Origin of the sequence: Streptomyces filamentosus (assembly GCF_014654895.1) — a bacterium.
GTDB classification, from domain to species: domain Bacteria; phylum Actinomycetota; class Actinomycetes; order Streptomycetales; family Streptomycetaceae; genus Streptomyces; species Streptomyces filamentosus.
Genome location: NZ_BNBE01000004.1, coordinates 1,129,377 through 1,148,285, shown reverse-complemented (window position 1 = coordinate 1,148,285; position 18,909 = coordinate 1,129,377). Strand labels below are relative to the sequence as shown.

The window sequence follows — 18,909 nt, the reverse complement described above, 5'->3', positions numbered from 1 at the left end:
GGTGGGGAACCCTGGGAGGACCACGCCCGGACCGCGCGGACCAGGGAGGTCCACGACCATGCTGCGTGACGGAGACCTCGCCGCCGCGTTCGACCACGCCTCGCCGACCTACGACCTCATGACGGCCGCCAGCCCCGGATACCGCGCGCACCTCCGGCGGTCGGCCCGGCGGCTCGGGCTGCCCGGCGGAGGCGCCGGACTCACCCTGCTGGACCTGGGATGCGGAACCGGCACGTCCACGGAGGCGCTGCTCCGCGCGGCGCCGCGGGCGACGGTGGTCGGCGTCGACGCGTCGGCCGGCATGCTCGCGCGCGCCCGGGCCAAGGCGTGGCCGGAGCGCGTCTCCTTCGTCCACGCCCCGGTCGAGAGCATGGAGGAGGTCAAGGCCGGCGGACCGTACGACGCCGTCCTCGCCGCGTACCTCCTGCGCAACGTCGCCGACCCCGATGCCGTGCTGCGCCTCGTCCACCGGCTCCTCCGGCCCGGCGGCCGCCTCGCCGTGCACGAGTACAGCCTCGGCGGACGGCCCTCCGACCGGCTCGTCTGGAAGGCGGTCGTGAACGGCTTCGTCAGGCCGTGGGCCCGGCTGCACGGCGACGCGGAGCTCTACGGCCACCTCTACCGCAGCGTGCTCGCCTTCGACACGACGGACGCCTTCACCGCCCGGCTGCGGCGCGCGGGGTTCACCCGGGTGCGCTGCCTTCCGCTGCCGGGCTGGCAGACGGGCATCACGCACACCTTCGTCGCGCAACGTCCCTGATCCCCGCCGGACTTCTCCGGAGGGAAGGAGAGGGGGAGCGGAGCGGGCGGGGCGGCGGAGGGGCGCACGTCCGGACCGCGCCGGGTGGCGGCCGGCGGACGTCCGTGGTCGGCTTGCGCCGCGGGCACCCCTTCGCCGCCGCCTCGTCCCGAGGGACCCGATACGGCGGTCGGCATCGCGACCCTCCTCCCTTCCCCCGGATGTGTCCGGAGACGACCGGTGCCCGAAACACCGCCCACGCCCGCGTGCGCCCACTGCCAGGACCGGAGCGGCGACGGGCCGCCGCACGGCGACGTCGTGCGCGAGACCTTCGACGCGCTCTTCACCGACTGGTACCCCCGGGTCCTCGGGTGGGCCCGGTACCGCTGCGTCGACCTCCACGACGCGGAGGACGTCGCCCAGCAGGTGTTCGCGGACGTCTGGCTGCACTCCCGCAGGTACTGTCCCCGCCGCGGCGGCCTGGGGCCGTGGCTGCGCGGCATCACCGCCCACAAGGCCGCCGACGCGTCGGGGGCCCTGGTCCGACGGCACGAAGGGGCCCGCCGCCTGGCGCGGGGCCCGGCCCCGGAGAGCCCCGACGCCGCCGCGCGCGCCGTCGAACGCCTCGGCATCGCCCCCCACATCGCCGAACTCCCGGCCGACCGCCGCGAGATCCTCTTCCTCGCCTACTACCTGGGGCTCACCCAGCCGGAGATCGCGCGGCGCCTGGGGCTGCCGCTCGGCACGGTCAAGAGCCACACCAGGAGGGCGCTGAGGACGCTCGCCCTCGTCGTCACCGAACGCACGGGGCCGCCGGCGCGGCGGAACGCGGATCACCGACCCCGGACATCTCCCGGATGAGCCCGCGCGCCGTCCAGGCGGGGCCCCGGCGCCGGACCCACCGGGACCACCGGCCGACACCCGGCGGCGGGTCGTCGAGCAGCCGCCGCAGGGCCTCCCCGGCCGACCGCCCGTCCAGCCGGGAGGGGTCGGCGCACCGGGCGGCACCGGCCCGCTCGGCGTCGTGGGCGATGGCGAACTGGTCGCTGGAGAAGGGCAGGACGAGGGCGGGCGTGCCGGAGGCCAGGCACTCCGTGAAGGAGTTGTTCCCGCCGTGGTGCACCATGGCGTCCACCTTCCCCAGCAGCCACCGCTGCGGCACGGTCGCCTCCACGTGGACACCGGGCCCCGCGAGCGCGGACAGGGCCGCCGCCCGGTCGCCCGCCGCCACGATCGCCGCCGCCCCGGGCACACGGGAGCGCAGCCCCTCCACGAGGAGCGCGAGGACGTCGTCACGGGCGGAGAGGAACGTCCCGAGGGCGATCAGCACCAGACGGTCGTGCCCGGCCCTGAGCCGCCCCACCACCTCCTTCCACCCGGGGCCCGGATCCGGCTCGGCGGCGGGCCCGCAGTGCCCTCCGTAGAGCAGTGACGGCCCGCTCTCCGGGTGGTCCGGCAGCCACGGGAACTCCGGGTAGGCGAACGCCACGGCGTGCGGGGAGGCCAGCGCGAAGGCGCGGCCCGGGGGCGGGGCCTCCGGGGCGTGGACGCGCGCCACCTCCGCGAAGCGCCGGGTGAACGCCGTCTCCACGGCTCCCGCCGCCGCCCGGAGCTCTTCCAGCCGGTCCTCCCCGGGCCGGATCTCCCGGGGCCACGCGTAGGGCACGCCGAACCGCACGTCCTCGGAGGGCGGGACGTACGTGGGATGGCCGGGGCAGAACGTCGCGTAGCGCAGGCCCAGGCAGTGCAGGGCCAGGGTGACGGGGTAGCTCAACTGGTCGACGACGTACCAGTCCGGACGCAGCCGCGCGTCGAGGGCGCGGAGCGCGGCCAGCGTCCCTTCGGGATCGGCCAGCATGTCCCGGCCGCGGTGACGGCTCTGCGTGAGCAGCGCGGACACCGCCCCGCGCCGTGTGGAGTCCAGGAACTCCTCCAGGCGCTCGGCCTCCCCGGGCGCCTGCCGGGTGCTGCGCGCCACTCCGGTGTTCGCGTTCCGTGTCACGGTCAGCGGTACGAACCCTACGCCCGCGCGGGCCGCGAAGCCCTCGAAGGACGGGCCGGACGCGAGGACCACGTCGGCGCCCTCGCGGGCCAGCGCGCCGGCCAGCACGGAGAGCGGCTGCGCGTGGGAGACGAAGGGAGGACTGACGACGACCACGCGCGGCGGGCGGCCCCGGGCGACTGCTGATGACTCCATGCCGAGGGGTTCGCCCTTCCCGCGCCGACCGGATGCGCGAGCGGCGGACGGGCCGGGGGCGGGGGCCCGTCGCTCCCCCCGGGCGGTGATCCGCCGGGCGGCGTCCTCACAGCCCCCGGCGGGCGGATCACCGCCCGTGCATCCGCCGCCCGGACCGCCGGCGAAGAACTGCCCGCCGACCGTCGTCGACGAGGAGAAGCGATGAACCGCTCCCACACCGCCCGGGTCCGCGCGGTGCCCGCGGGCCACCACCCCCTGCGCGCCGGCCCGCGTCCGGCCGGGGAGAACCCGTCCGAGCCGTTCCTGGCCGTCCGCGCGGCGCACTGGCGGGCGCCCGTGGCCGGTGGCTCCCCCGGCTGGCCGGGCACGCCGCACCTGCTCGCGGAACTGGTGCGCGCCGAGTACCGGGGAGGCGGCCCCGCGACGGTCCCCGCCGTCTTCGCGACGCCCCGTGACCTCGTGCTGGCGCGGCTGAGGAGGCTGGTGCGCGCGGGAGGCGTCCCGACGCCGGCCGAGTGCGTCCGGCTGCTCGAGGACGGCGACCACGCGCGCGGCGCCGTCTTCGACGCGTGGCCGGACGTCGTCCGGCGGTTCGGCCCCACGAGGTCCGAGGCCGCCCTGAGCGCCGGTCTCCGGACCGGGAACGCTCCGGAGGCGGCGGTCGCCGCGATGCTGGACCTCGCCGCGGCGGCCGGGCTGCGCCCCCTCACCCGCCCGGAGCTCCGCGCCGCCGCGACCGCGCCCGGCCGCCGGACGCGGCACGCCGCGTGGCGGCTCCTCCGCGCGACCGGCGGGCGGGCCCTCATACCCGACGTCCGCACGGCCGGGGACGCGTACGAGCGCGCGCTCCTCGCGCTGCTGGGCCGGGACCCCTCGGCCGACCGGGTCCGGGCCGCGCCGCGCCGCGGCGTCGTCGTCGCCCAGTCCATGCTGCTGGGGCGGCTCGACCGTCCGGGCGAGGGCATGAGCGGCGGCCTGGGCGTCCTCCTCGGCTCCCTCGGAGACGCCCTCGCGGGCACCGCCCCCGTCGCCCGCGTGCTCACCGTCGTCACCGCCTGCACGCCCGAGCTGGAGGCCGACCCCGTGCTGCTCCGGCGGCGTGCCCCGGGCCACTGGGTCCTCAGGATCCCGGTGGACAGCGGGAGCCAGCTCCGCCCCGACGAGTCCGGGAGGCACCGGGAGGCCATGGCCTGGTGGACCGCCGAGCTCTTCGCCCGGTCGGCCGCGCCGGTCGACGTCCTGCACGTCCGCTACGCGGACGACGGCTCGCTCGCCCTCGCCGAGGGCGCCCGCAGGGCCGGGACGCGCGTCGTCTTCACGGCGACCCCGGACCCGCACCGGCAGATCACCGAGCGGTACGACACCCCCGCGGCCGACGGGACCGCCCTCCGGGACGACCTGCACCGGGTGTTCGTCGCGGACCGGCTGGTGGGACGCGCCGACCGCGTGGTGGGCATCGCGGGCCGGGACGGCGGCGCGCCGGAACTGCTGCGGTACTACCCGCAACTGGCGGACCGGGACGGCGGGGGCGCGCCGAGCGCTCCGCCCGAGGGCATCCCGCCGTACCTGCCGCCCCCTCGGGAGGCGGCCAGGCGCGCGGAGCTCCTCCGGACGGTCGACCGGGCGGTCGCGGCCGTCCCGGAGCCCGCGGACGCCGGCGCGGCGGTGCTGCTCAGCGTGGGACGGCTCCACCCGGTCAAGCAGCAGGACCTCCTGGTCCGTTCCTGGATCGGCTCCGGATGCCACCGGCACGCGGCCCTGGTCCTCGTCGGCGGCAGCCCGCACGACGGCGACCCCGTGGAACGCGCGGTGCGCGCCCGCGTCGAGGACGCACTCCGTGCCTGCCCCGAGGCGCGGCGGCGCCTGGTGCTCCTGCCCGCCCTCTCCAACGCGGAGGTCCGGATGCTCGAACGGGGCCTGGCCGATCCGGCGCGGCGGGTCCCCGCGCGCTACGTGTGCGCCAGCGCCAAGGAGGAGTTCGGCCTCGGGATCCTCGAAGCCATGGAGGCGGGACTGCTCGCGGCGGGCCCGCTCCGCGGCGGCGTGCCCCACTACCTCGTCGACGGACACAACGGCCTCCTGATCGACACCTCCTGCGCAAAGACGCTCGGCGAGGGGCTGGTCCGCCTGCTCGCCGTCGACGACGCGTCGGCCTCGGAGATGGCCGCGCGGGCCCGGACGCTGGTCCGCACCACGTTCTCCTCCGCCGCCATGGCGGGGACCCTGGCCGGGCACTACGCCGAGGTCGCGGCGGCCCGCGCGGAGCGGCCCCTGGCCACGGTCAGGTGACCCGGCCTGGGCCGTCGACCGGGTCCGCTCCGGCGTCGTCGGAGCGGACGCCGCCGTCCGCGCGGCGGCCCGGGCCGGTCGGCTCCGGCCGAACCCCTTCGAGCCGTCGACGGCCCCTCGCCCGCTCGGCTCCGCCCACCGCCTCGCCGCGGCCTGCCGACCGCCGGACGCCGTGTCACCGGCGGTCGGCAGGCCGACGAGACGCGCCTGCGCGCCCTGGTGGAGGGCCTCGTGCGGAGAGACGCCCCCGCGCGCACCGCGAGGACGTGGTCCGGCCGCGGAGGCCCGCCTCACAAGAGGCCGGTGCGCCGGGCGGTCTCCTCCGCCCCCTTCATCCGCTCGTGGCCGTCGCCGCCGCGGTCGAGGACCTCGGCGACGAGTGACCCGACGACCGCCAGGGCCGGAGCCAGGCCGCCGTGGAGACGTTCGAGGAAATCGCGGTGGTGAGGACGGCGTCCGCGCGGGCGGCGGCCGGCGAGGAGGCCCGCCGCCTCCTCGAACTCGTGCCGGGCCACCTCGTCGAAGGTCCGGAAGACCGCCCGCCGCACGAGGGCCGAGCGCTTGCCGAGGTGCGTGGCCACCGGGTCCGGCCGGACCCCCGCCTCGCGGTCCGATGTCTCTGCGGCCGTCTGGAGCGTGAGCGGCGAGGCGCCGAGGGCGTCGCTTCCGAGCCGAGCGCCGCCCGCGGGCCGGGGCAGCCCCTCACGTGCGGCGGCGCGCGGGAGGAGGGAGGGGGCCGCGCCGCCGGGCCCCGCTCCCGGCCCGCGCCCCGCACGGTCGATGCGAGATCGATGCGCGATCGATGCGTCTCGCGCCGTCCGGGGCGGGGGGAGACGGTGGAGAACGGGCGGCGTGGGGCCGCCGTACACAAGGAGCGATCATGAGCGTGCCGTTCGTACCTCCTGAGGAAACCCCGCCCGTGGAGGGCAGCACCTCCTCGGCCCACCCCGAGCGGGCCGACGGCGGCGTCTGGGAACACCCGATGGTCTGGGTCTCCCTCATCGTCCTCGGTGCCGTCCTCGGCGCCTCCTTCTTCCTGTTCCGGATCTTCGGCTTCTGACCGGCCGCCGGAGGCCCTCCCGGTCCCGGATCTCCGGCCGGCCGCCTTCCGGCTGTTCCCCGACTCACTCCCGACCGGTTCCTCGCCCGCGGGCGCCGGTCCGACGATGGAGGACACCCCGATGAGCACGTACACCCTCGCCCTCGCCGAGCCGCAACTCGCCGCCGGAGTCTGGCAGTCCGGCCTCGCCCAGGTGGTCGGCGGTCTGGTCGTCGTCGCCGTGCTGATCGGCGCCTTCGCCCTCGGCATACGGGTCTCCCGGCGGGAACTGCCCCCTCCGGACCCGGAGACCCAGCCGCACCGGCCGGTGACCGACCGGCACCCCGGTGAGGTGTCGGAGTACCGCAGGCCCTCCGAGGTGCCCCACACCGACGGGCAGCACCGCCTCATGCCCTACAACCTGCGGAACTGCGGCGAGGCCGCCCAGACCCCTCCCAGTGAGGAGCAGCGCAAGTGGGGCGGCATCTCCAGCGGCGGATTCGGCAGCGGAGGCACCGGCCACGGCGACTGAGCGCCGAGCCGTCCGGCCCGCCCGGGTCCACCGGCCGAGGCCCTCGCGACGCACCGGTCCCGGCTCCTCCAGGAGGAGCCGGGACCGGTGCGTTCCAGGAGGGGCGGGGTGCGGTACGAGGCGGTGTGACGCGGCTCACGGGAACCCGGGGCGGGCCCGGCCCAGTACAGATCATGAACGTGTACGCGGAATCCTCGTCCCCCTCGGCCTCGACCTCCTCCTCCGATGCCTCCCCCCGCGCGGCGACGCGCCGCACCGTGCTGCGCGGCCTCGGCGCCGTGACGGCCGCGGGCACCGCCGCGGTCTGCCTCCCGGCCGCCGCGGCCCACGCCGCCCCCCGCGCCACCGCGGGCGCCACCCCCGACGCCGCCGGGACCCACGCCCTGACCCTCGTCCACCTGGGCCGCGACGGCGCGCCGACCACCGCCTACCGCACCCTGCTGACCGCGCTGTCCGGGCCCGACGCCGGCAGCGGCCGGGAGGTGAAGGACTCGCCCGGCACCGTCACCCTCCAGGTGCCCGCGGGGCGGTACATGCTCGACTCCACCTTCTCCACCAGGCCGGTGGGGGAGGAGGACTGGGGGAACGACTGGCTCGTCCGGCCCCGGCTGGACGTCGACCGCGACACGACCCTCGTGCTCGACGCCCGGGTCGCGCGCCCGGTGGACGTCCGGCCGCCGTTCGCCGACGCCGTGTTCGAGCAGGCCGGACTGTTCGCCGAGGTGACGTACGAGGGGGTCACCGGGTTCGCGAACCTGATGGCGCGGTCGCCCGACCTGCGCGTCGCGCACCTGGGACCGGACACCGAGCGCGGCGCCGTACGGACCTGGGCGGACTCGTACTGGAAGCGCCCGGCCGGCGTCTGCGCGCTCGGCTACCTCTTCCGGGGCGAGCGGGCGCCGACCGGACTGGTGCGGCGCCCGGCGGCGGGCGACCTGGCCACGCTGGTGGTGCGCGCGGGGGTGCCCGCCTCCGGCGCCGGGACGGGCGCGGGCCTCGTCGACTTCACGCCGTCGCCGGGCCCCTCCCCGGCGGTGCCGCTCGCGGTGCCGTTCGGGAGCACCGGAACGTTCCACTTCACGGCCGAGCGCGGCACCTGGGACCTCGTGTACAGCGTGCCGTCCGAGACGGAGGGCCCCTCCAACAGCCACTTCGTCCTCGGGCGTTCGTACGCGCCCGGCTCCACCACGGTGCACACCTTCGACACCCCCGTCCACGGCCCGGCCCTGGACCCCTCGCCCGGCGCCCGGCCCGTCGCCCAGCGCACCGGCGACACCCTGGACCTGACCGTGCCGCTGCTCGCCGACGGCGACGGCCACGTGCCGTCCTCGCCCCCGTTCACCGCCTCGACGGTCACGCTGCACCGCAACGGCGCCCTGCTCGCGACCCGCCGCGGCGAGACGCCGGGGCACGCGTCGTTCACCCTGCCCGCCGGACGGGCCTCCTACCGCCTGACGGCGAGCGCCACCCGCCCGCGCGGCAGCGTCACCGCGACCTGGACCTTCACCTCCGCCGCGACCGCCACCGCCACCGAACTCCCCCTGAGCGCCGTACGCTTCGGCCCCGACCTCGCCCTCGACGGCACCGCCCCCGCCCACGCCCCCACCCGCGTGGCGGTGACCGTGCAGGGCGCGGCCCGCCGGGTGGGCGTACGGTCGCTGACCGTGTCCGTCTCGACGGACGGCGGCACCACCTGGACCCCGGCCCCCCTGGCCGCCGGCCGCATCGAACTGACGACCCCCGCCCCCGGCCGGACGGTGTCCCTCCGCGCCGAACTCACCGACAGGGACGGCAACACCCTCACCCAGACCCACCGCGACGCCTACGTCACCCGAGCCGCCACCGCGACGCGCTGACGCCGGACCGCGGTGACGCGGGGCCCGCCGGGCGCCGGACGAACTCCAGCAACAGGGGGAACGCGGCGAGCCGTTCCCTGCCGCCCATGCCGCGCCCAGGCAGTGGCGGGAGAGGAACAACCCGGGGGCCGTGACCGCCACGACCCCCAGTGACACGCTGGCCCACCGGAGCGGGGGCCGCTCCCGTCTGCGGATCGAGGCCGGTCCGGTGCCTTGCGCCCCGTATGGTGGAGGCACCGGTCGTCGCGTACCAGCAGGACCGGCGACCGGACTTGGGGGCCCGAGTGCGTGACGTCATCTACCTGTCCGCCGGCAAGTTGCAGCAGTTCCTCCCGGAACCGCGCCGCGCGCCGCGCACCGCGGGGGTGCGCCTGTCCACGCCGTTCGGCTTCGGGGTCGACGTGGACGCGCAGGAGGCCGACGGCGAACAGGGGCGGATGAAACACCTGCGACAGGTGCAGAAGCACCTGGAGGAGACGGCACTCTGGTACGAGGACCCCGGTCTCCGCCCCGGCACGTGGGTGCAGTTCGAGGCGCCCATGCGCTGCGTCACGCTCCGCGGGGCCTACCGGGACCTGCTGCTCTTCGTGGACTCGGGAACCGTTTCCGGGACGGCCTCCGGCACCGGTGAGGACGCCGGCTGCCGACTGCTGCTGCACGGCTCCGCCCGGCACCTGCTGGGCTGGACGCCCCAGCTCGCCGAAGGCCCCGCGCTGAGCGAGATGGTCGGAGGCGACAGCGTCGGCACCGTCTTCCTCACCAGGGCCGGACAGGTGGTCGAGGCGCTCTCCTCCGGCCCCCGGGCCGACGAGGAGCCGGTCTCGCCCCTGGCCCCCGCCCCGAGCGCCACGGGCATCCGCGACCTGCTGCGCGCCCTCGACGCCGGGCGCGAGGACATCGACACCACCGCCCCGATGTTCGGGTACGCCCGCGTCACGGCCCTGCTCTCCGGCCAGGGCGCGGTGCCCCGCTGCCTCGTGGCGAGCCCGCTCATGGTGGAGTACGCCGGGGAGACCCCCTGACGGGGGCGCCGGACGAAGAGGAGACGCGGGCCGACCCGGTGCGGGTCACGGCCCCAGGTGCACCATGGTGAGGACCTCCAGGAGGAAGCCGTCGCGCCGGGCCTCCCGCAGGGCACCGTGCAGCGCACGCGCCGCACGCTCGGGAGCCAGCCTCCGGGAGGACGTCCGCAACCGCCGGTAGAAGGCCGTCGCGACCAGCATGGCCGCCCGGTCGTCCACCATGTCCAGTGCGCCGATCACGTGGCGGAAGCCCGCCGATTGCAGCGACGCGGCGACCGTCCACCCCCCGTCGTCCCCCGGGGGGAAGTCCCCGGTGGTGTCGCAGGCGGAGAGGTAGGCGAGCACGCCGTGCGGGACGAGGCCGCCCGGCAGGTGCTGCCGGCCGAGACCCTCGGCGATGTGGAGCACCGACCGGCCGTTCCGCCGGCTCGCGCTGCCGCTGTAGTGGAAGTAGGTGTGCTCGGCCAGACGGCCGACGACCTCCTTCACGGTGAGGTCGGAACCCTCCAGGACCCGGGTGTGCGGCACCATGTCCCGGATCCGGTCGACCTCCTCTCTCGCCCACCGCAGTTCCCCGGAGGACAGCACGATGAGCATGCGCTGCTCGGCGTCGTCCGTCCGCCGTTCGCGGTGCCGCGCGGAGGCGAGGGTGCGGAGGCTCGGGACGTACGAGTGGACCGCGTGGTCCAGGGCCATCCGCTCGGGACCGCCGGCGGCGTGGAGGGGCAGGCCGCTGAACGGGCCCGTGGGGCACCACCAGAGGCGCGGCAGGGTCTCGTCCTCGGCGCGGTCCGTACGTTTCGAGGACCCCGGGGACCGCGTGCCGGTCCGGTGGGGCATGAGACCGAGCGCCCGGAGGACCGGCCACACCGTGCTCTCGGCCAGCCACCCGAGCGAGGCCCGTATGCCCGACGCGTCGTGCGGCCTCGCCGAACGGAAGTGCTGGGCGCGCTCCCGCAGGTCCTCCAGCCGCACGTCCAGCGGCAGCGCGGACACCCCCTGGCGCGTCACCAGGAGGGCGTCGCAACGGTGGGCGGCGGCGTTGAGGACGACGACGGGGCCCTCCTCCGCCACCGAGGCCGGCCGGTGCAGGACCTCCGGGGCGGTGGAACCGGTGAGGACGGGGACTCCCGGAACGGCCTTGGCGCTCGCTTCCATGAGCCGCAGGACCCTCTCCCGCCGCCGACGGGACCGTGACACGTGGTCCAGACCGAGGTGGAGGTACGCCCACAGCCATCGCAGCTCCGTGACGGCGGGAGGGCGCGGCCCGTTCGGCGCGCCCGCACCGTACTCGGTCATGACGATGCCGCGCCGCTCCAGGACGGCCAGCGCCCTGCCCGGCTCGCGGGCGCCGATCGCGTGGGCCGCGACCTCGCGGCTCAGCCGTTCCCACAGGGCGAGGGCATCGCGGTGTGCGGGAGCGGGCGGCAGCACCAGCAAGGGTGTCAGGTCCCGGGTGGCGTGCTCCAGAGCGCCGAACGCCTCCTCGACGTCGCCCAGCAGCAGGGCGAGCTCCGTCTGGCAGAGTCGGGTCCGCAGCCGCAGGAGGGGATGGGCGGCGGAGGTGACCGCGCGCTGTATTTCCTCGTTCGCCTGGAACAGGTGGACGCGTGACGGCTCGGGACGGCGGGACAGCCGATCGGCCCGGACGAGGGAGAGGGACGACAGGGACGCCCTCAGGGATCCCAGATCGGCCTCGGAGGCCCGCACCGCGGCTTCCCAGGCGTCGAGCAGCTCGACCAGCATTCCCCCCTCCGGTTCACGGTCCGGCACCCGCAGCAGGGCGGAGACGATTTCCGGCATGGGGCACCAGGGCGACCGGGGCGCGAGGAGGAAGGGTGTCTCCCAGCCCGTCATGAACGTGAGGACGGCCTCCTGGAGGACGTCGGGGTCCCCGGACGCCACGTAGTCCAGCAGCAGGCACTCGCCGGCCAGGACCTGTGACGCCTGCCGGAGGGCCATGGACGGACCGCGTCCCCTGTTCTCGGTCAGGACCGCGGCACAGGCCGCACGGGCTTCCTGCAGTTCGGTCCGCAGCCCGCTCCGGAGGTGACCGTCGACGAGGCACCGGGCGAGGTCGTGGTGCGCGGTCCCGCGCCAGGGCGACGAGGGGGGCGTGTCGGCCGTCACCACCCGGAGGAGGGCGATGGCCTCGTCGAGGGCGTCACGCTCACCCGTCAGGGAGAACCGCAGTCGCAGCACGTGCGCCAGCATCAGCCGGGGGCGCACTCCTCGGAGCCGGGCATGGGGCGGGACGAGGGAGACGGCCCAGCGGGCGTGCCTCAGGGCCTGCTCGAAATCGTCGCGGGAACAGCTTTCCCGGAACCGCGCCAGGCAGAGCCGGGAGAGGAGGAGTTGACGCTCGGTCCGGGCGTCCCTCGGTTCGTCGGACGGCCATTCGTCCAGCGCGAGGCGCTCGACCCGTTCGAGCACGGCCGGATCGCCCGTCGCCTCGTGGCGTGCGAGGAGCATGCCGGCCAGGGGGAGCGCCCAGAACGCCTCGTCCTCGGCCGTGACGAAGGCCCGGTCGGCCAGGCTCAGCGCGTCCCGCAGGACGGAGTTCCCGGGATCCGCCTCGTAGAGGGTCACATAGGTGGACAGCAGTTCGGCGACGAGCCTGCGGTGCTCCGGACCGGTGGTTCCGGAGCTGCCGGGAACCGGAACCGCGACCTCCAGGGCCCGGTGGAGCTGGGCGGTGTCCCCGGTGTACGAGAACAGCCCGCGCAGCGCGGCTCCGCGGACGGCGTGCGCGGTCAGGTTCTGCGCGAAGCCGGGGGAGTCCAGCACGAGCCCGCTGACGAGAAGGGCCTGTTCGAGCGACCGGCGGTCCTCCTGGAGGATCCCGTACGACAGGTACGCCTCGGCCGCGACGAGCCCCAGAAGGGGGAAGTCCCCCGGTGAGTGCCCCGCTTTTGACACCTGATTGCTGAGCCGTACCACCCGGCGCAGGGAGGCGAGGTCCTCTTCCGTGCGGGAGCGGTCGAGCAGGTCCGACAGCACGGGGGCCAGCTCCGCGGCGGCCCGGCCGGGGTCCTCCTCCCGGAGCCTCCGGATCAGGTCGGCGATACGGGGATCGTCCACGTCCGGCGCGGTCCGCTCCGGCGCGGGTTCGATCCGGTAGACCCGCCCCGTGCCCGTGCGCAGGTGCACCGGCCCGTGGCCCACCTCGACCCGTACGGCGACCGCGTCCCCGGCCACCCGCACCGACCGCGTCCCGGTGTCGGAGACGATCTCGACCAGGCGGGGGCGGGTGTCCGGGACGGACACGGCCGCGGCGTTCCGCCCGCCCACCCGTCCCAGTACCAGGGTGTCCCCCTCGCGGAGGACGCCGAGGCGGACCTCTCCCACGGCGTCGCCGATGGCGGCGACGTCGGCGAGCGCCAGGTCCGCCGGCTGTTCCGCGTCGAAGGCGGGCACGTGGGGCCGGGAGGCGTGGGCGAGGCCCCAGGCGGTGGGGGTCGACCGGGCCTCGGCCGGCAGCCGGTGCCACGCCTCGGCGAACCAGCCGGCGAGGCCGGAACGCTCCTCCCGGACCAGCGCGTGCAGGACGCGGTCGAGCTGCCGGCCGGCGGCGTCCAGGTCGCCGGTCAGCGTGTGCCAGGTGACCTGTTCCTCCAGCAGCAGCGCCGGGGACAGGTCGCGGTGGTGCGTCTTCACGAGACCGAGGACTCCGGCGAGGTCCGGTTCGGACCGCAGCCGCTCGGCCAGTCCGGCCCGCAGGTAGGGCAGGCACTGCGGGAGCAGGGCGATCGCCTCGGGCGTCCGGGCGCCCACCCAGTCGCTGAACCAGAGGTCGGCCTCCGCCCCGGCGTCCAGCCGGGGCAGGAACCGGAGCCGGACGGCCCGGATGAGCTCGGGCTCGATGCGCGTGGTGAAGCTGAGCAGCCGGGCCAGTTCCAGCGCGCCGTTCGGCGGGGCGGGCGGCAGGTGGTCGGGGGGACCGCTCACGCCGGCCTCGTTTCGATGTGGCCGGGCCGGGTCGTCCGGTCCCAGCAGACCAGGGGCAGCACCCTCGGCATCCACTCCGCCCACCGGTGGACGGGATAGGGCGACAGGACCACGGCACCGCACCCGGCCTGCCGCACCCGGCCGGCGAAGTCCGCCCACTCCTCACGGGTGCCCCGGTGATGGCCGGGCGGGCCGCCCAGCCCCAGGTCGGAGAGGACCAGCACGCGGCGGCCCGCACGCGGCGGCCGGTAGTCCTTCCGGGCCCACCGGGGGCCGGGCCCCGTCCCGCGCTGGGGGACGTCGGAGAAGTAGCCGACCTCCACCAGCTGCGGGGCGACCACCGCCCGGACGCGGTGCAGCAGTTCGTCCTGGTCCCGGCGGAAGGGCTGCATTCCCGCACCCCGGTCGACCAGCACCTGGACGCCGTACCGGAGCGTCGGCACGGGGAGGCGGGGCAGGCGGGTGACGGGACGTCGGCACGCCATGCCGGTGATCAGCCCGTCGATGTCGACGGGGCCCTCGGGAACCGGCCGGGAGAGCAGGGCGCGGACGATGGCGCGGGTCCAGCGCGGTACGAGCAGCGGCTCGTGCGGCAGCGGGTGGCGCTCACCGGTCGGCCGGGCGAGCGGCTCCACCGGCCTCCGGGGCACGGTGTCCCCCTCGCCGGCGGACCGCAGGGGCCGGAGCAGGGGCAGTCCCGTCAGCACGTCGTCGGGCTCGTCCCGGCCCTCGGCCGGGGGCGGGGCGAGGAGCTCGTCCTCGGGCGGGGGAGCCGGATCGTGCGACGGCAGGGAGAAGCGTTCGGGCGGGGGAGACGCCGTCCCCGAGGGGGAGGGGACGGGGCCCGCGAGGACGGAGGAGGAGTCGAACCCCAGCATGCGGACGACTTCTCGTCTCTGTTCGTCCGTGTCCGCGGCCTCCAGGGCGCGGAGCACGTCGGCGAACCAGATCTCCCCGCGCACCGGTCACCGCCCGGCTTCCGCCGGCTTGGCCAGCGTCAGGCTGCGCAGCAGGGGCCACCGCGGGTCGTCCGGCGTGATGCCCAGCGCGAGACAGGCGCGCAGCGCGTCCAGGTACTCGGCGGTGCTGGGCAGCCTCTGGTGGCCGAGGTCCGCGGTCGCGCGGACCCGCATCAGCTCGTCGGCGAGCGCGACGATGAGGTCGCGAGTGGTCTCCGGGAGACCCCGTCTCTCGTGCCGGAGGTGCAGCCGGGCGATGCTGACCAGCCTCTCCCGCGTCGGGCCGGGCAGGGTGAAGGTGACGCAGCGCCGCAGGAACGCCTGCGGCAGGTCGCGCTCGTTGTTGGTGGTGATGATGATCAGCGGGGGACCGGCGTCGGCCTCGCGGCGCACCGGAGTACCGGTGTCCCCGACGGTGAACTCGTGCGACGCGAGCGGCACGAGGAGGCTGTTGGGCAGGTCGGGGTCCGCCTTGTCGATCTCGTCGATCAGGACGACGGCACCGTTCGGGTGGTGCCGGTGGTGGAAGCGCTCCGCGGGGTCGCGGTGGAGGGAAGGCGCGAGGAGACCGCCCCGGCTGCGCGCCGATTCGGGTGCGAGGGCCCACCACAGGACGCCGGGGACGACGTAGTCGCCGTCGTTCAGCCGGCCGCGGTGCGCCTGTGCGTCGCCCAGCCGGCGCACGCTGTCGAAGGTCCAGAGCAGGTCGGTGGCCTGGGTCCGGGCGGTGATGACGTGCTCGTAGTAGCGCAGGCCCTTCAGCCGGGCGTAGTACGGGGCCACCGACGACTTGCCCGAGCCGGGGTCGCCGCTCAGGAGCAGCGGCCGGTCGGCGGCCAGGGCGACCTCGATGGCCAGCCGGAGGTCGTCCGGCATGTCGTACACGTGGCCGTCCCGCGAGTCGGGGCCGTGCGTGATCGGTTTCGCCACGGGGGCTCCTAGTACGTTCCGGTGAGGCGTGCGGGCAGGTCGGCGAGCTTCTTGTTGCGCATCCGGGCCGTCTGCTCCTCCTGGACGGTGAGGAGCGGCTTCAGGAGCACCGCGTTGGCGAAGCGTTTCCGGACCTCGGGGGCGGGGACCGAGGTGCCGGTCGTCACCAGGACGATCAGCCAGGAGAACAGCCCGTGGAGGAGGGCGACGGCATCGGCGAAGTCCTCGTCCGGGGACTGCCGCTCGTGGATGATCAGGTAGTGCGTCCGGGCGGCGACGTCGTCCGGGAGCCAGCGGTCCTCCGGGACCTCGGCGTCGAAGAACAGCTTCCACACCGCGTCCTCCCAGGAGCGCGCCCGCTCGCCGACCCGGTCCTCCCCCAGGGGGAGGGCGCCGGTCGACTGCACTTCGTAGTCCTCGTGGTTGCCGAACGTGGCCCGCCGGACGTAGTCCCCGGCGGTCTCGGGGAAGTGGGCGTTGAGCAGCAGCGTCATCGCGCGGGGCGGGCCGCCTGGAGGAGGCAGCACGGACCTCGCCGCCTCCTCGTTCACCCAGGTCGACCTGAGCGATCCGGCGAGGCGCGAGATCGTCTGGTCGGACAGCGAGGGGGCGAGAATGCCGAGGGCCCGCGCCATGCGCTCGGGGGGCGCCACCAGGAGCCGGTGCGCCAGGAGGAGGCAACCGTCGTGCCGCCCGGTGAGGGCGGGCAGGTGCGCGTCCTCGATCTGCAGCTCCTTCGCGGCTCTGACCAGCCGCTGCGAGTCCGCCCGGGCCTCTTGCAGATAGCCGCCGAGGTCGGTGATCCATTCCCTCATCGGATCGCTGCCCGCGAGGTCGTCCGGTAACTCGGCGAACCGCTCCAGTACTTGCTCGGCGACGGTCTTGGCGTCCGGTCGGGTCCGGGCGAACTGCACCGCCCGCAGCTCCTCCAGTCCGGCGCCCTTGACGTCGCCGGTCGTGAGGTCGCCCAGGAGGACGGGGATCACGAGGAGAGGCGCCCCCAGGGCCCGGCGCCACATCAGGACGTTGACCTCGCGGCGTACCCAGGAGGACTTCAGGGCCTTGTCGTTGAGCAGGACCACGGCCGCGTCGCAGCGCGCCACCCACTTGATGACCTCGGTCCGCCACTCCTCGCCGGGCGGGATGGCCGCCTGGTCGACGAGCGGCCGGTGGCCCCGCTTCTCCAGCCCCTGCCCGATCTTCTCCAGGACGTCCAGGGCGTAGGCGTCGCCCCGGGCGCTATGGCTGATGAAGACTTCCCCCACACCGCAGATTGTGATCCATCGGGGGCCGGTGGGAGGGGAGGTTTCACAAACCGGCGTCGAATTCCGGTTTGGCCACCGTGATGCGCCAGCGGCGCACCTCTTCGGTGAGGGTCGCCTCGGTCCGCATGGCCAGCGCCCGGAAGGAGCGGGCGAGTTCGGCCCCCTCGGGCTGCCCGAGCAGCCGGCGCAGCGTGTTCTCGTGTCCGAGCAGTTCCTGCCGGGCCTCCCGGTAGGAGACGGCCAGCCGCTGTCCGGCGAGCAGGTTCTGCACGGCCAGCACCGAGTTGCACAGCGGGGGCAGGCCGGCGGCGAGGAGCGCGATCAGCACCGTCGCGGTCGGCGGCTCGTGGCCGTCGGGCACCGCGGCGAGCAGCACCGCGTACGCGACGGCGACCGCGACGGCGGTCAGGACCACGCCCTTGACGGTCCGGCCGAGCGCGCCCTCGGACCGCTCGCACTTCTCGGCGGCCAGTTCCATGTACAGCCGCTGCCGGCGGATGCGGTGGTCCAGGTAGGTGCGCATCCGGTCCCCGAGGTCGCCGCCGGCCGCGAGGGCGGGTTCGTCCGCCCGGCGCCACACCTCGTCCCGCCAGTCCCGCTCCCCGCCGTCCGCGTCCTGGTCGGCGAGGTGGGCGAACCGGTCGAGCGCGGCCGGCCCCGCGTCGGCCAGCAGGGCGAGCCGGGCGTCCCGGACCAGTGCGGCCTGCTGGTCGGTCAGGCCCAGGTAGGGGCCGACGCCCGCGAGGAGGAGGAACATCTCCCGGCGGAAGAACTCGGCGCGGACGCGGTCGACGACCCAGGGCCGGGACGGGTGCTGCTCCGTCCACACCGTCCACACGAGGGAACCGAGCAGCAGGCACTCGGCGAGGACGAACCCGACGCCGAGTGCGCCGCCGTCCGGGAGGAAGACGGTGTGGGCGGTGAGGAAGAGGACGGCCAGCAGGGGCAGGACGGCCAGCCGGACACCGGTGGCCCGATAACGTCCCTGGTGGTCGACCGGGGCGCCGCCGGAGGGCCGCCGCAGGACGTTCGGATAGTCGATCGGCGGGCGCACGCCGGCGGGAGGAGCCCAGGCCGCCCGGCGGGCCCGGCTGCCGCGGCGCCGTCGCCGGTGCGCCCACTCCCGGCCGGTCAGATAACCGTGATGCAACAGGGTCAGCGTCCAGACCGCCCCGACCGCCGGAAGTGTCACCACCCACAGCGGCGCCCGGGTCGATCCGGCCGCCCAGATCCATCCGGCCAGCACGGCGCTCACGCCGGCGACCACCGCCGGCCGCACCACAGTCCGCATGCTTCCTCCCCCTCGTACGACTCCGCTCCCCATGGAACCGAATACGGGCCCCGGCCGAGTGGCGTTCCCGGATTCCCCGTCCGGGACCCGGGTCCCGGACGGGCCGGCGGGGCGGGGTCAGACGTGCCAGATCTCCTTCATCGTCCGCACCGCGCCCCGGGGGTCCAGGGTGATCTCGTAGACGTTGCCGGAGCAGCTGAAGGGGGGTTCCACCTCGGGGTAGTCGTCGGTGGGGGCGCCGATCTCCTGGAAGAGGCAGCGGTCGACGTGGAGGGCGAGCTGTTCGTGGTCGACCTTCTTCCACGTGCCGGGGCCGTTGGCGAGGCGGGCGTCGACGGTCTCGGGGAGGACGTAGTGCTTGGTGGGGGCTTCCTTCTCGGCGCCGTAGATCCAGTCGTTGGGCGTGCAGCGCGGGACGGCCTCGGCGGCCTCGAAGCCGCCGGCGTCGCGCATGAGGGTGACCTTCACCATGAGGACGCCGGAGGGCAGGGCCGGGCGGTTGCCGCAGTCCCCGCCCTTTCCGTCGCCGTCGACGTCGTCGGCCGGCGTGCCGCTCGGGGGCGTGGTGGGGTCGGGCGTGGCGGAGGCGGTGGTGGGCGGCGCGGCCGGTGCGGAGGTGCTGACGGCGGGGTCCCCGGCCGCCCCGGCGGAGGCGGTCTCCTCCGGGCCGCAGGCGGTGGTGCCGCCGAGGGCGGCGAGGAGCGCGAGTGCCGTGAGGGCACGGCGAGTTGAGGTCATTGCTTCATTCCCCCGAATGAGAGAGCCCAGTGGCTTGATCATGATGGAGCGACGGGGCTTTCTACACCACGGGGCCGCCGGGGGACCAACCGGCGCAGGGGGTT

General features: G+C 75.6%; 15 protein-coding genes. 7 read left to right on the top strand and 8 right to left on the bottom strand.

The features are described from left to right. The first annotated feature begins 58 nt into the window (after window positions 1-58). Entirely contained in the window at window positions 59-760 is a 702-nt protein-coding gene (locus tag IE326_RS38975) for a class I SAM-dependent methyltransferase (RefSeq protein ID WP_190044940.1), read from the top strand. A gap of 219 nt (window positions 761-979) precedes the next feature. Then, complete coding sequence (locus IE326_RS38970; protein ID WP_190044939.1) at window positions 980-1,600, top strand: RNA polymerase sigma factor; 621 nt, start codon at window positions 980-982, stop codon at window positions 1,598-1,600. Here the strand turns inward: IE326_RS38970 and IE326_RS38965 are convergent. After that, window positions 1,533-2,936, bottom strand: coding sequence for a glycosyltransferase (locus tag IE326_RS38965; RefSeq protein WP_190044938.1), 1,404 nt, complete (start codon window positions 2,934-2,936; stop codon window positions 1,533-1,535). The two genes, IE326_RS38970 and IE326_RS38965, sit on opposite strands and share 68 nt — an antisense overlap. A gap of 201 nt (window positions 2,937-3,137) precedes the next feature. Between IE326_RS38965 and IE326_RS38960 the strand changes: the two genes are divergently transcribed. Next, window positions 3,138-5,225 carry a glycosyltransferase gene (locus tag IE326_RS38960; protein WP_190044937.1) on the top strand — a complete coding sequence of 696 codons (2,088 nt, stop codon included), beginning with the start codon at window positions 3,138-3,140 and terminating at the stop codon, window positions 5,223-5,225. Window positions 5,226-5,515: 290 nt separating this feature from the next. On the opposite strand, the gene IE326_RS38955 is transcribed toward IE326_RS38960, so the two are convergent. Then, window positions 5,516-5,806 (bottom strand): hypothetical protein, encoded by a 291-nt coding sequence (locus IE326_RS38955; protein WP_190044936.1) that lies wholly within the window; start codon window positions 5,804-5,806, stop codon window positions 5,516-5,518. Window positions 5,807-6,105: 299 nt separating this feature from the next. On the opposite strand from IE326_RS38955, the gene IE326_RS38950 reads away from it, so the two are divergent. The 4 genes from IE326_RS38950 to IE326_RS38935 all read left to right on the top strand — a co-directional run bounded on the left by IE326_RS38950 (window position 6,106) and on the right by IE326_RS38935 (window position 9,674). Then, window positions 6,106-6,285: a DUF6480 family protein gene (locus IE326_RS38950; RefSeq protein ID WP_030754611.1), complete on the top strand. Its 180-nt coding sequence runs from the start codon at window positions 6,106-6,108 to the stop codon at window positions 6,283-6,285. Window positions 6,286-6,406: 121 nt separating this feature from the next. Continuing rightward, window positions 6,407-6,796, top strand: coding sequence for a DUF6479 family protein (locus IE326_RS38945; protein ID WP_190044935.1), 390 nt, complete (start codon window positions 6,407-6,409; stop codon window positions 6,794-6,796). 173 nt (window positions 6,797-6,969) lie between these two features. Continuing rightward, on the top strand, window positions 6,970-8,652 hold the full coding sequence (locus IE326_RS38940; protein ID WP_190044934.1) for a molybdopterin-binding protein: 1,683 nt from the start codon (window positions 6,970-6,972) through the stop codon (window positions 8,650-8,652). Between the two features lie 284 nt (window positions 8,653-8,936). After that, the gene (locus IE326_RS38935) at window positions 8,937-9,674 is read left to right on the top strand and encodes an SAVMC3_10250 family protein (RefSeq protein ID WP_150234766.1); all 738 of its coding nucleotides are present in this window, start codon (window positions 8,937-8,939) and stop codon (window positions 9,672-9,674) included. 45 nt (window positions 9,675-9,719) lie between these two features. Here the strand turns inward: IE326_RS38935 and IE326_RS38930 are convergent, their stop codons facing one another. The 6 genes from IE326_RS38930 to IE326_RS38905 all read right to left on the bottom strand — a co-directional run bounded on the left by IE326_RS38930 (window position 9,720) and on the right by IE326_RS38905 (window position 18,805). Continuing rightward, on the bottom strand, window positions 9,720-13,622 hold the full coding sequence (locus tag IE326_RS38930; RefSeq protein WP_190044933.1) for a CHAT domain-containing protein: 3,903 nt from the start codon (window positions 13,620-13,622) through the stop codon (window positions 9,720-9,722). Then, window positions 13,619-14,584 carry a hypothetical protein gene (locus tag IE326_RS38925; protein WP_190044932.1) on the bottom strand — a complete coding sequence of 322 codons (966 nt, stop codon included), beginning with the start codon at window positions 14,582-14,584 and terminating at the stop codon, window positions 13,619-13,621. Before IE326_RS38925 ends, IE326_RS38930 begins: the two co-directional genes overlap by 4 nt. 3 nt (window positions 14,585-14,587) lie before the next feature. Continuing rightward, window positions 14,588-15,511, bottom strand: a complete 924-nt coding sequence (locus tag IE326_RS38920) for an AAA family ATPase (RefSeq protein WP_190044931.1) — start codon at window positions 15,509-15,511, stop codon at window positions 14,588-14,590. 8 nt (window positions 15,512-15,519) lie between these two features. Further along, on the bottom strand, window positions 15,520-16,776 hold the full coding sequence (locus IE326_RS38915; protein WP_190044930.1) for a toll/interleukin-1 receptor domain-containing protein: 1,257 nt from the start codon (window positions 16,774-16,776) through the stop codon (window positions 15,520-15,522). Window positions 16,777-16,819: 43 nt separating this feature from the next. Then, window positions 16,820-18,067 (bottom strand): hypothetical protein, encoded by a 1,248-nt coding sequence (locus tag IE326_RS38910; protein ID WP_150234753.1) that lies wholly within the window; start codon window positions 18,065-18,067, stop codon window positions 16,820-16,822. A 117-nt stretch (window positions 18,068-18,184) separates the two neighbouring features. Continuing rightward, window positions 18,185-18,805 (bottom strand): hypothetical protein, encoded by a 621-nt coding sequence (locus tag IE326_RS38905; RefSeq protein WP_190044929.1) that lies wholly within the window; start codon window positions 18,803-18,805, stop codon window positions 18,185-18,187. Between the last annotated feature and the right edge of the window lie 104 nt (window positions 18,806-18,909).